Here is a 13,091-nt window from a genome sequence, read left to right as displayed (position 1 = left end):
ATCAATGAGCTTGATTAATAAGAGGGGCGTTTCATCGTTGGCTAAAAAGTTGAGTAAAGCACGCCGCCAATGGCTTATTGTGGCCGTTATAGCCTGGTTTGGGCTGGTGCTTTTTAGTATCAGTTACTTCCTCGAGCAGCGTTTAGTCTGGTTTGACGAGCAAGGACAGTTACTTGAACTCAGTAATAATGACAGACTTGAAGTTGAGCTAGTTTCAGAGTTGAGTCACCTTGGGTATTCAGTAGCCGGGCATGTTTTCCACATTACTTCCCGGGATTGTCCCTGTAATTGGCGATCATCAGGCCATATAGCCGCTGTAAAAAGACAGGTAACCGAGTCTGATGGAAAGAACCTTGTCATCGATATTGATCAGGTTTCGAGCCTGAAGCGCTTCGTTCCGGCAACGCCGGCTATTATTATGTTTAATGAATCATCAGAACTGATTTACCTGGGTCCATATGCTGATGGAGCATTCTGCACTACAGAGAGTAGCTTTGTGGAAGAGTTAATTCCGTCAGTTTCGATAAACTCAAAGGCGCCTCAGTGGGTTAATACCGTTGCAAAAGGGTGTTATTGCAAGGTTTAAGTGTAATAAAGCGTAATTAAGTTTGATTGTCACTAGAGGTCTACTCTAAAGTGGTTTTGGGCTTTTAAGGAGAGACCATGGCAATCTTCACTTCCTATCTACGCATTATCTTACTGATTATCGGTGTTCTGGCGGGGATACAATTGCCCGGATTTGTTGATCAGTACGGTAAAAGCCTACAGGCGCACTTAATTGAATCTGACCGCAGTCTGGATGAATTCCGCGATGAAGCAGAACGGTTCTTTGATGGCAGCATTGAAGAACTGATAGCGCATTATCAGGCAAGCGATGACAAAGTCTTCCAGGAAGGGGGGCAGAGTATTGGCGCAATCTACCAACGGAATCAGCAACTGAAACAAGCCTACACGGATTTCAGTAAACATGCCTGGAATGCCTATCAACAGGCTTTTTTCACCCCCGTTGATGACATTCAGCGCGAGGTTCGTGCCAGCTTTTCTTATACTGTTAAGTTAAATCCTGGCGCTATTTTATTTGGTCTGGTGTCGGGCTTGTTGCTAGCGATATTTGGGGAACTTATCGTTCGGTTGATGGTGAAGCCCTTTCGACAATCGAGCCGCAGTTAAGACCTGCTGGTAAGGTACCGTAATTAAAGCCGTGATGTTGCTCAAGTCGACTGGCACAAAACGCATCAGCGATATCACTATTTGCGTGCTGAACTAGTAAGGCAGCTTGTAAGCCCACCGCCATGTTGTCGGCAATAGTACGAGCCCGGTATTGCATGGCGTTTTTGTTGGTAAACTCATTTTTTAGCCGTATTAGAAATTGATCTAATCGTTTATCCGCGCCCTGCGCACGTTGTAATTCTGCAAAGTAAGCATCTAAAACTTCCGGTTGTTTTTCTATGGCTCTTAAAATATCAAGGCATTGAACATTGCCGCTGCCTTCCCATATGGCATTTACCGGCGATTCTCTAAACAGCCTTGGCATGATGTGATTTTCCATGACACCGCTGCCACCAATTACTTCCATAGCCTCATAAGCGTGATTAGGCGTACGCTTACAGATCCAGTATTTACCAACCGGCGTTGCAATACGGGATAATAACTTTTCATGCTCGTTGTCCTGATTATCCATCGCCCGCGCTATCCGCATCATGTAAGTCATCGCCGCTTCACTTTCCAGTGCAAGATCAGCCAATAGATTCTGCATCAACGGTTGGTCGCTTAGCTTTGCGCCAAAGGCTTTGCGGTTACTGGCATGGTGAACGGCCTGCGCAACGGCCTGTCGCATGCCTGAGGAAGAGCCAATCATGCAGTCATAGCGGGTGGTTGCGACCATTTCTATTATTGTGCGCACGCCTCGACCTTCTTCTCCCACCATCCAGCCAAAAGCCCCACGAAGCTCGGTTTCGCTGGAAGCGTTAGCGGCATTCCCCATTTTCTGTTTCAACTGTTGAATTTGAATGGGGTTTTTTGAGCCATCCGGGCGCCATCGCGGCACTAAAAAGCACGACAGACCATTGGTTGTTTGCGCCAAAACAAGGAATGCATCACACATTGGCGCTGAAACAAACCATTTATGACCAACCAGTTCATACGCCTGACCAGAGCCTTGTTTTTCGATTGGGTAAGCGTATGTGCTGTTAAGTCGAACGTCGGACCCACCTTGCTTTTCGGTCATAGCCATACCAATAGTAACAGCCTGCTTCTCGGTATGAGGTAAATTTTGTGGGTCGTAGTGGCGGGCGGTAATTTTAGGCCCCCATTCCTTAAGTAAATCCGGTTGGTGTCGAAGCGCCGGTATAGCGGCGAAAGTCATGGTAATAGGGCAGCCATGAGACGCTTCTACCTGAGTGTGCAGGTAATATTTGGCTGCTCGGGCGACATGCGCGCCCGGTTTAGGATCACTCCATGGACTCGCGTGCAAACCATGCTCAATGGCTGTAGTCATGAGCCGGTGATAACTGGGGTGGAAGTCGATTTGGTCAATGCGATGTCCGTAGCGATCGTGCGTACGTAACTCCGGTTGGTATTTGTTAGCCTGAAAGCCCAGCTCTATGCTTTCACGCTTACCAGCTAATTCACCAAAGGCGATAAGATCGGAATAAGCCCAACTGGCTCCCTCTCGCTCAAGGGCCTGTTGCAGAGCGGTATCGGCCAAATAGAGATTGTAGTTTTCCAGCGCTCGTGGCTGGTTTTCAACCTCATGCGTGCTGGCCATAAACTGATCGGCTTTTGGGTATTGCTGTGTCATTTTCCACTCCTTAATATTAACTGAGTGAAGCAACTAAAAAAGGTGAAGTCAATGGGTTTAATAGTTGCCTTTATCGTGGTTTGTGATAACAGTAGGGCTATTCATTCTGTTTAAATTAAAAGATTTATTTTGCGTCAGTATTTATTGAGAAGTTTGTTATTAATCATTAGCTGGGTCGTTTTATGGCGGGTCGCTGCCATTATGGAGTACGCCCCCCACGCTAGTATATGGTTTCCGCCGGCCGGATTAACCTTTGCGGCGCTTTTAGTTATGCGCTGGAAAGCCCTGCCGGCTCTGCTAGTAGCTGGCGTCTTATCTACCCTATGGGTTACGGATTTATACGGCGATGAAGTGGTTGTCCGGGAGGCGGTCGCAACCGGGGTAATATTTGGCGTTGCTCATTGTACTCCATATTTCATTGGAGCCTGGCTATTGAGATCGAAGCTGACGCGTTTGGGCAGCCACGGTTTGGCAAGTACCATCATGGCTTTTCTGGGAATTGCTGCTGTTTCGTCTTTATTTGCCGCATGGTTTGGGACGGAAGTCATGGCAGCACGGGGGATGCTTGAAGCCAATGTTGTTTGGTACACCTGGTTACCGTGGTGGATAGGTGACATGAGCGGCATTATCGTGTTGTCGCCGATTTTTATCGGGTTAATGAGTTGGCGTTACCAGGAATTGGAACAATGGTTAGGCGGGTTAAGCTTTAGAGTCAAGACAGGAAGCCAAAGCTCTTTTGTCTGGAAAGTTTTACTTATTCTGGTGTTATTAGCACTGTGCTTGGTCTTAACGGTTACAGCAGATAAAGATGAAGCGGCTTTTTCGATATTTTTCCTCATCTTGCCTTTATTGTGGGTTTCTTATACCGAATCGCCTCTTAACACGGCTATTGCTTTAGCACTATTCAGCACCGCTACAGCACTATCTGTCGGACTTCTGGAGTTAATGGACTACGCCATTGTCTATCAATTTGCTGTCACAGTTATTGCCGCCAGTGCCTGGTTTGGGCTAACGGTTCCTGCACTCATTGCTCATAATCAGCTGCTTACCCGACAAGTGTCAGAGGATGGCCTAACAAGGACGGCATCGCGGGAACACTTTATGCAGAGCGCAGATGTTTTAATCAAGCTGAGCAAACGTCAAAATAAACCCATTTCTTTGATCATGTTCGATGTCGATGACTTTAAAAACATTAATGATAGCTATGGGCATATTGCTGGTGACCAAGCCTTAGTTCAGATAACCAATAAAGTGGCTTCAGCGCTAAGAAGTAGCGACTTGCTGGGGCGTTTCGGCGGTGATGAGTTTATGATTCTATTACCGGAGAGCTCGGTTAAGTATGCAGAAGAAACCGCCGAAAGATTGCGAACTGAAATTAGCAAAACCATGCTGGTCGGTACTGAGCATTATTTTTCCTTCAGTTTCGGGGTGGCTGAGGTGGTTTCTAATGAACACGTTATGGCAACGATTGACCGTGCAGACAGAGCTTTATTAGCGGCGAAAAGACATGGAAAGAATCGCATAGAGAGGTAAAGTTCATGCGTATCATATTTTTAGGTGGTGCAGAAACGGTTACAGATTCTGATAAACTAGGCTTTATTCAAATAACCACGTGAGTAAGGAAGTTGTATGACGTTTTTTAAAGCCGCTGTGTGTGGTAGTGCCTTTTTGTTTTTCAGTGTGTTTTCTCAGGCGCAGGACAGTGGTTATTACGGCGCGGGAGCGTTAGCTCAGCTTAATGTCGATGCTGAGCTTGACGGTTCGCCCTCATTTACGCCGCATGTGATTAATCTCATGTTAGGCTATCGGTACAATAACAGCTTATCGGCGGAAGCCCGTTATGGCTTCGGTGTTAACAGCAGTAGTGATAACGGTGTGAAGTTTGAAACTGACTACGCAGCCAGCCTTTTGGCTAAACCTCGTTTGTATTTATCACCTGAAGTCGCTTTGTACGTTACCGGGGGCTTCTCTCGTGGCAAGTTTATGGTTGGAGGAGAGGATAAGACCTTAAACAGCCTGAGCTACGGCGCCGGCATCCAGTATGATCGCAACCCCAGAACCACGTATTTTATTGACTGGATCAAGTTAATTGATAAAGATGAGTACACCATTAACTCGTTAAATATCGGTGTGACTTATCGATTTTAAGCTGAGTGTTTTAAGAAAAAGGGGCCTTTAAGCCCCTTTTTTCGTTAAAAGTGCCACTTAACCAGAAGGTTAGGGTTTTTCTCTGTTAATCCATCAATATAGAATTTATTGCGCCAGTAAACGTATTCAATACCGATATAAAGTGGTGCTGATAACTCAAAGTAAGGTGCAATGTTCCACTTTAACTGAGAGGTAAAGTTAAGATTAGCCGGACCGACGTTACTGATGCCTGACGCGTAATCGATGAATCCGTCAAATAACCATTCGGTATCACCGACTGAGAACGGTAGTCCCCAGGTTGCTGTTAACTGATAATTGTTAGGTAAACCATCGTTATTACGTTTATAGGCATCAAGTTCCAAGTACTGAAACCCGGGAACTTCAAACGCTGCACCAATGCCGTATAAATAATTGGTAAAGCCATCGCCAATTTCAGCTGTGGTGGTAAAGCTGAGGTTTTTAACCGGGCTGTCGTTAAACTCAAGTAAGTAAAACTCAGGTGATAACTCAATATAGGTTTCTGTATCGTTGTTGTCAGACTCCAATCTGTCGGCAAAAGTGAATATTTTACCCCAGCTGTAGCCTCCAGCGTATTCAAAAGTCAGTACCTGACGATCAGGGTCGCCGGCTTCGTAATCGCTGCCGTTCAGGTAGGTTAAGCTGGTATCAGACCAGTATTTTTCAGCGTTAGCAGTAAAAGAAATGAAACTGCATAAAAGGAACGTAAAAATCAGTTTTTTCATGACGTAATATCCGGTGGTGATCTGATGACTCAAAATTTGAGCGGATTATACGGGATTCGATGGGGCAGGTTAAGTAAATATCTTTTGTTATGGTCTGTTATTATCTCAGCGAATTCGGTACATTACAAAAAGCTAACATTTACTTTCGCCGACTTAGACTGAGCATGCATGCGTGATAAATTTTTGTTGAAGCAGTACATTAATACGCTTGAATCTACAGCCTTATGTGCGCGGTTGTCGCCTGAAGGCAACATCCGATGGATGAGTGAACCTCTTCATAAGTTATTAGATATTCACTATTTAAAGCAAACTACCGCTTTTTCTAAATTCTTGCATGCTGATCACCGTAAGAAAGTAACCGCTGCGATTAAACAAGCCTCAGATAATGGCGATGCATGGAACGGTACACTTTGCCTTGATAGTAATAGTCGCAGCAACTGGTGTCGTTGTATTGCTATCCCACTTTACGAAACCGACGGTTATTTAACCGAACAGGTTTTATTGTTTCAGGATATTTCTCGCGAAATGTATCTTGATGAGCTGCTGCAGGAAGCGAGATTTGACCAGGTTACCGGACTTCCGACCCGAGTTGACTTGCTGAACGATTTAAAGCGAGTAGGGGCTCAGTGTATTGCTGTATTGGATATTCGTAAATTCCGAAGCTACGCAGATTTTCACGGTTTAGAATTTGGCGACCAGTTATTGCGTGAATTTAGTGTCTGGGCATCGGCATTTTTACGAAGTAAGCATATTAATATTTACCGGTTATACAGCGATAAATTTGCTTTGATCCCCGATTTCAGAATGATCCCAAACTTATTCGAAGATCACCTTTTAAGCTTCTGTCAGGTATTATCTTCGAAGAAATTAAAGGTCGCGAATAGTGACGTGGCTCTGGATATTGCTATTGGTATGGGAGTGGGTCGCAATAAGCAGCTACAGTTGGCAGAAAGCGCCTTATCGAAAGCAAAAACAATTTATTCCGGTTACAAAATTGAAGTGGTGTATGAACGTGATTTTCTCAAAGAAAATAATGTTAACTGGATACCTAAAATTCAGTCAGCACTGGTTGATCACCGTTTTGTGAATTATTACCAGCCAATTAAAAGTACGAAAAAGGATAAACCAAGTTATTACGAAGCTTTAGTTCGTTTAAGAGACAACAATAAAGATTTGGCCCCGGGATTGTTTTTGGATAAAGCAAAAACAACACGATACTACTGCGAAATTACCCGCTCTGTTATCGAACAGGCGGTACTGACCTCAGAGCATTATCAGGTGGCTATATCGGTGAACCTATCGATTGAAGATATCTTAAATGAAGAAACGGTAAGCTTTATTCATTATGTTTTGGCTGAGCACAAAAAAGCCCAGCTTATCTTTGAAATAACTGAAACTGAATCAACAGAGGACTTCACTAAAGTTCAGGCTTTTGCTAAAGAAGTCAGACGCTTAGGGGGTCAAATTGCCATAGATGATTTTGGTGTTGGCTATTCAAACTTCTCGCGTCTGATAAGCTTGCGTCCAGATTATCTGAAGATTGATGGGAGTATTGTTCAGAACGTACTGAATGACCCAACCAGTGCCAGTATTCTTAACGGACTAATCAGTATTTGTAAGGAGTTACACATTCCAATCGTAGCCGAATTTGTTGAAAGTGAAGACGTTAACGGTTACTTGTGTGATCAGCAAATTGAGTATTTGCAGGGGTACTATATTGGTAAACCATCACCGGAAGTTAGCCGCGTATTAAACTAACCCTGCTTTGAAACGTTTTTTAGCCCAAGCGTATAGTTATTGAAAAGAGTCCTCGTTATGAATGATTTTATCGAAACCTACGACAACGCCTTATCCTCCGAACTGTGCCAACAGCTTATTACGGTTTTCGAAAAGTCGCCGCATACCTTCCAGGGGCGTACCGGAGGGGGCGTTGATGTGAGCAAAAAGTCCAGCACCGATTTAGCGTTGAACAATCACGCGGAATACCAAGAGTTGCTGCTGAAGATACAGCAAACAACAGCAGAGCATGCTTTGGCGTATTTTAAAAAGTATCATTTTGCCTTGATTGCACCGGTGGCACTGACTTTGCAGCACCCGAAAACTCAACAACCCGTCGCTTTAACTCATGATAATTTTGACGAGATTGCAAAAGGTAACGAAATGGCGATTATGCAAAAGCTGTTTCGCGTTGGTGCAATACAAATGCAGCGTTATCAAAAAGGCGAAGGCAATTATAATTATTGGCACTGCGAGGCGTTTCCTCAGAGAGGTTCGACAGAGCCATTGCATCGGGCTTTATTGTTTATGTATTACCTGAATGATGTCGATGAAGGGGGGGAAACCGATTTTTATTATCAGGAACGCTCACTAAAGCCAAAAGCGGGTCAAATGGTCATAGCGCCGGCTTACTTTACTCACACTCACAGAGGCAGAATGCCTGTCTCAAATGATAAGTACATTTTAACCAGCTGGATCCTGCACAGCCGCGCAGAGCAACTATTTGGTGAGTAATGAGAGAGGAATTCCCCCAGTCAGAACGACTGGGGGAGACGATATTATTTAACGTCGCTTTCACTCAGAATAGTGACTTCACCTAAGTTCAGTGAGCGCACTTTTTCTTCAATTTCCGCTAAGTCACCAACGATAACCCAGGTCATAGCATCAGGTGTTAAAACCTTGTCCGCATTTTGCTGAATGTCTTCAAGCGTAATGGCGTTTATGCGTTGACCATAGTTTTCAAGGTACTCAACATCTTTTCCCTTATTGAAGGTGCTGACTAAACCGCTTAGCAAGCTGCCTTTTGTCTCGTAGGCGCCAGGTAATTTAGCCGTTTTATTGGCTTTTACTTTTGCCAGTTCGTCGGCGGTTGCAGGCTTATCGTCTTCGTATTGAGTAAACTCTTTGATAATTTCCTCAATAGACTCTTTGGTCTTATCGGTTTGCACCGGAGCCAGAGCCACTAACAAGCCAGGGCCTTCATTATCCAGCCAGATAGAACGAGCGCCATATGACCAGCCTTTGTCTTCACGTAAGTTCATGTTCAGACGACTGGTGAAACTGCCACCAAGAATGGTGTTCATGACATCAACCGTATCGGCGTTGTCGACCTGACCTGATGGAGCCATTTGACCGGCAATGATTACGGACTGCGGATTTCCGGGTTTATCAATCAGGAATACGCGGCTGGTTTCTGATGCCATAGAAGAATCAAGCGTCTTTTCTGGTTTATCAGAAGCTGGGGCTTGCCAACTGGCAAACTGTTCTTCTAATAATTTTTGCGCTTGTTCAACTGTGGTATCACCAACAATCACAAGTTTCGCGTTATCTGGGCGCAACCAGGTTTGTGCGTGCTGAACTAAATCTTCACGGGCTAATGACTTGATTGACTCAGGTGTACCCGAACCGGTTAATGGTTGGCTGTAAGCGTGTTCTTCACCAAACATTAATCCTGGTAAAACTCGTAGTGCTTGAGTTTGGGGACGAGCTTCTTCTTTACGAATTTGCTCTAACCAGTTTGAACGTTTACGTTCAATTTCCTCTTCTGCGAACGCAGGATTTTGTAGAATATCGTTCATTAGCGATAAACTTTCGGCAAAGTTTACGCTTAAGGTATCCATACTGATGCGCGAGCTGTCCAGACTGGCTGATGCATTTAAGTTGGTTCCCAGAGACTCCAGACGTTTATTAAGTTCTAACGCGCTCAGGTTTTCCGTCCCTTCTTTCAGCATCGACATGGTGTAACTGGCAGTTCCTAGTTTTGCACCAACATCGGAGGCATAGCCACTGTCAAAGACCAGGCTCATTTCGATGGTAGGGGTATCGCTACGCTGGGCGAGATAAACATCTAAACCATTAGATAAAGTAAACTGTTCTATTGTCGGCAATTCCAGCTGAGGTAAGTTACCAACGTCTGGCAATTGTGAGCGATCAGTATTGGTTTCCTGCGCAGCATATTCTGGTTGCGGTACAACATTAAGAACAAAGTCGCCAGAGCTTAACCATTGTTCTGCAGCATTTTGAAGATTATTAACAGAGGCTTGTTTAGTCCATTCCATCTCTTGTGCATAGAAACCGGGATCGTCATGGTAAACAGCGCCGGAAGCCAGAATATCGGATTTACCGCCAAAACCACCGACTTTTTCAGCGCGGCGTACAAAGTCTGCGGTTGTGCTGAACTTGGTACGTTGTAGTTCCGCTGCGGTCGGGCCTTCATTAATTAAACGCGCAACTTCTTCATCAATGATGGCTTCAATCCGTTCAAGTTCGACATCCGGTTTGGCGTCGGCCGTGATAAAAAATTGCCCAGACAGTTTTCGACCATACTGGAACGCACTAACAGAGCTGGCGATCTGCTCGTTGTATACTAAGCGCTCGTATAGACGTGAGTTTTTGCCGTTAGCAAGAATGTCGGCGAGCAAGCTAAGGTATTCAGAGTCTGCGGTTCCCATTTGTGCGGTATTCCACACTTTATAGACGCGAGGAGCCGGTACGCGATCTTCCATGGTTGCGCGTTTTTGTTCGTCACGTTTAGCAACCCAGGCTTCTTGTTTTTGTAACGGCTTACCGGGGCCGATATCGGCAAAGTATTTCGTGACTTTCTCTTTCGCCGTTTCAACATCAATATCACCAGCTAAAACTAAGACTGCGTTTGCTGCACCGTAGTAATCTTCAAACCATTGGTGTACGTCATCAAGGGAGGCAGCATTTAAGTCTTCCATTGAGCCGATAACCGACCAAGAGTACGGGTGTCCTTCAGGGAAGGTTTGTTCCGCAATGTGAGACCACGCTTTACCGTAAGGCTGAGCTTCGCCCTGGCGTTTTTCGTTCTGAACAACACCGCGTTGCTCGTCCAGCTTGTCCTGAGTGACAGCCCCTAATAGGTGGCCCATACGGTCGGACTCCATCCACAGTGCCATATCCAGCGCAGGGGTAGGAACGTTCTCAAAGTAATTGGTGCGGTCATTATTGGTGGTGCCGTTCATTTCGGTTGCACCGGCACGTTCAAACGGGCCAAAGTACTCATCGTCGTAGTTTTCGGTACCGTTGAACATCAGGTGTTCAAATAAATGGGCAAAACCGGTTTTGCCGGGTTCTTCGTCTTTAGAGCCCACTGCGTACCAAACGTTAACGGCGACAATTGGGGCCTTACGATCTTCATGCACTACAACGGTCAGTCCATTGTCCAGCGTAAAGCTCTCGTAGTTTACTTTGACTTCCGGAAACTGCGACTGACTCACAGTTTGTTGATTATCTGCTGATTGAGTTGCCTGGCAGCCGCCTAACAGTGCGGTGGTAACAGCCATAGCGGTTAGGGTTTTTATCATTTTCATAAGAGTTCCTGGATTATTTTTATTAAGCCAACTTACTATACGAGAGGAACGGTTAATGTGCCTGCTTATGTTTAGACTAAATTGTAACGAAATTAAACATCTGGAAACCTACGCTGAGAAATTGTGGGAATAAAGGTGGCAGTCAAGTCTTTTAATTACACAGACAATCAAGGATAATTGCGCGCGGTTTGCAGCAAATAGAAACGGAAGCTTGTGAGTAAAATAACAGTGATAGCTATAGCTGGCGCTTCAGCGTCAGGAAAGAGCCTGTTTGCCTCAACGGTGTATCAGGAGTTGGTGGCTGAGTTAGGAACTGACGGTATTGCTATTCTGGCCGAAGATGCTTACTACCGTGACCAGAGTCATATGACCATGGAGCAACGGGTTTTAACGAATTATGACCAGCCTGCCGCTTTCGAACACGATTTGCTGATGCAACATTTGCGACAGCTAAAGGCCGGCGAAGCCGTCTATATGCCGCAGTACAGCCATACCACTCATACTCGACTGGAAGAATCCATACGGGTTGCACCGGCTAAAGTTGTGATGGTTGAAGGTATTCTATTATTAACAGATGAAAAGCTACGTGAGCAATTCGATATTTCGGTGTTTATGGATACGCCTTTGGACATTTGTCTGCTGCGCCGTATTAAGCGCGATATTGAAGAGCGTGGCCGTACGTTGCAGTCGGTTACTGAGCAATATGAGCAGTATGTTCGTCCCGCATTCTTTGACTTTATATTCCCGTCTAAGCAGTTTGCTGATCTCGTTGTCACTCGCGGTGGTCAAAACGAAATCGCCATTGATATTATAAAAACAAAAATACGTCAGTTGCTGGCGGAATAAAATTGGTTCTTTTATGAATAGTATTCTCGGCGTTGCCGTCATTTTTATCGTTGCATATTTGGTTTCAACGAACCGTAAAGCCATTCGTTGGCGCACAATTATTGGCGCTTTTGGTATTCAAGTGGTACTGGCTGGCTTTGTACTTTATGTGCCTATTGGACGGGAGTTACTGTTCAGTTTTGCGCAGGGCGTCTCGGCTGTCATAGGTTACACTAAAGCGGGTATCGATTTTCTGTTTGGTAACCTGGCCTCAGAAGAGTTTGGCTTTGTATTCGCTATTCAGGTTTTGTCAGTTATTGTTTTCTTCTCCTCCCTAATTTCAGTTTTGTACTACTTGGGCATTATGAAGTGGGTGATTCGTATCTTAGGTGGTGGCTTGCAAAAGCTGCTGGGTACCAGTCGTCCTGAATCAATGTCAGCGGCCGCCAACATTTTTGTCGGACAAACTGAAGCACCGATGATGGTGCGGCCTTTTATCGGTACTATGACTCGTTCTGAGCTTTTTGCCGTTATGGTCGGTGGTATGGCATCGGTGTCTGGCTCGGTTTTAGCGGGTTACGCCGGTGTTGGCGTTGAGTTGAAGTACCTGATTGCAGCAAGTTTTATGGCAGCTCCGGGCGGTTTCCTCATGGCGAAAATGATGATTCCCGAGTGTGAAAAGCCACGCAACGACCTGGAAGAAGTAGAAGTAGAAGATAACTCTGCGAACGTGATTGATGCTGCAGCGCAAGGGGCATCCAGCGGCCTGCAACTAGCGATGAATGTTGGCGCCATGCTATTGGCCTTCGTGGCTTTAATTGCATTGGTTAATGGTATTTTTGGCTGGGTCGGTGGTTGGTTTGGTTATTCCGAGCTGACGTTACAGCAAATTTTTGGCTACGTATTCCAGCCAGTGGCTTATGTACTGGGAGTGAGTTGGGACGAAGCGAACCTGGCCGGCAGCTTTATTGGTCAGAAGCTGGTGATCAACGAATTTGTTGCCTATCTGGATTTTGTTAACTACAAAGATCAGTTAAGTGAAAACTCTCAGGTGATCATTACCTTTGTGCTGTGTGGCTTCGCTAACTTTTCATCGATTGCCATTTTGTTGGGCGGGTTAGGTGGTATGGCGCCGAGCAGACGCCATGATATTGCTCGTTTAGGTATGCGTGCCTTATTGGCCGCGACTCTGGCAAATATGATGAGTGCCGCAATCGCTGGCTTCTTTGTATCACTAACCTAAAT

At 45.3% G+C, this 13,091-nt stretch carries 11 protein-coding genes; 8 read left to right on the top strand and 3 right to left on the bottom strand.

The window, feature by feature from the left end; translation table 11 throughout:
- Positions 1–37: 37 nt before the first annotated feature.
- Positions 38–586, top strand: a complete 549-nt coding sequence (locus CWI78_RS01975) for a DUF6436 domain-containing protein (RefSeq protein ID WP_244213051.1) — start codon at positions 38–40, stop codon at positions 584–586.
- 77 nt (positions 587–663) lie between these two features.
- Positions 664–1,170: a DUF2937 family protein gene (locus CWI78_RS01970; protein WP_126779750.1), complete on the top strand. Its 507-nt coding sequence runs from the start codon at positions 664–666 to the stop codon at positions 1,168–1,170.
- Here the strand turns inward: CWI78_RS01970 and CWI78_RS01965 are convergent.
- Entirely contained in the window at positions 1,121–2,800 is a 1,680-nt protein-coding gene (locus tag CWI78_RS01965; protein ID WP_126779748.1) for an isovaleryl-CoA dehydrogenase, read from the bottom strand. The genes CWI78_RS01970 and CWI78_RS01965 overlap by 50 nt on opposite strands.
- A gap of 129 nt (positions 2,801–2,929) precedes the next feature.
- Here CWI78_RS01965 and CWI78_RS01960 point away from each other — a divergent pair, with 129 nt between their 5' ends.
- Positions 2,930–4,333, top strand: a complete 1,404-nt coding sequence (locus CWI78_RS01960) for a GGDEF domain-containing protein (protein WP_126779746.1) — start codon at positions 2,930–2,932, stop codon at positions 4,331–4,333.
- 96 nt (positions 4,334–4,429) lie between these two features.
- A complete protein-coding gene (locus CWI78_RS01955; RefSeq protein ID WP_126779744.1) occupies positions 4,430–4,948 on the top strand; it encodes a porin family protein in 519 nt (172 codons plus the stop codon).
- 44 nt (positions 4,949–4,992) lie between these two features.
- Here the strand turns inward: CWI78_RS01955 and CWI78_RS01950 are convergent, their stop codons facing one another.
- Positions 4,993–5,691 (bottom strand): nucleoside-binding protein, encoded by a 699-nt coding sequence (locus CWI78_RS01950; RefSeq protein WP_126779742.1) that lies wholly within the window; start codon positions 5,689–5,691, stop codon positions 4,993–4,995.
- 168 nt (positions 5,692–5,859) lie between these two features.
- Here CWI78_RS01950 and CWI78_RS01945 point away from each other — a divergent pair, with 168 nt between their 5' ends.
- Together CWI78_RS01945 and CWI78_RS01940 are read left to right on the top strand one after the other, a co-directional pair.
- Positions 5,860–7,449, top strand: coding sequence for an EAL domain-containing protein (locus CWI78_RS01945; RefSeq protein WP_126779741.1), 1,590 nt, complete (start codon positions 5,860–5,862; stop codon positions 7,447–7,449).
- Positions 7,450–7,506: 57 nt separating this feature from the next.
- Positions 7,507–8,202: a 2OG-Fe(II) oxygenase gene (locus CWI78_RS01940; RefSeq protein ID WP_126779739.1), complete on the top strand. Its 696-nt coding sequence runs from the start codon at positions 7,507–7,509 to the stop codon at positions 8,200–8,202.
- A gap of 44 nt (positions 8,203–8,246) precedes the next feature.
- Here CWI78_RS01940 and CWI78_RS01935 read toward each other — a convergent pair whose 3' ends face one another.
- Positions 8,247–11,021: a M16 family metallopeptidase gene (locus CWI78_RS01935; protein ID WP_126779737.1), complete on the bottom strand. Its 2,775-nt coding sequence runs from the start codon at positions 11,019–11,021 to the stop codon at positions 8,247–8,249.
- A 213-nt stretch (positions 11,022–11,234) separates the two neighbouring features.
- Here CWI78_RS01935 and udk point away from each other — a divergent pair, with 213 nt between their 5' ends.
- Complete coding sequence (gene udk, locus CWI78_RS01930; protein WP_126779735.1) at positions 11,235–11,867, top strand: uridine kinase; 633 nt, start codon at positions 11,235–11,237, stop codon at positions 11,865–11,867.
- A 13-nt stretch (positions 11,868–11,880) separates the two neighbouring features.
- The gene (locus CWI78_RS01925) at positions 11,881–13,089 is read left to right on the top strand and encodes a NupC/NupG family nucleoside CNT transporter (protein ID WP_126779733.1); all 1,209 of its coding nucleotides are present in this window, start codon (positions 11,881–11,883) and stop codon (positions 13,087–13,089) included.
- The last annotated feature ends 2 nt before the right edge of the window (positions 13,090–13,091 follow it).

The organism is Idiomarina ramblicola, assembly GCF_003987255.1.
In the GTDB taxonomy this organism is placed as follows: Bacteria; Pseudomonadota; Gammaproteobacteria; order Enterobacterales; family Alteromonadaceae; genus Idiomarina; species Idiomarina ramblicola.
This window is presented reverse-complemented; position numbering and strand designations above follow the sequence as displayed.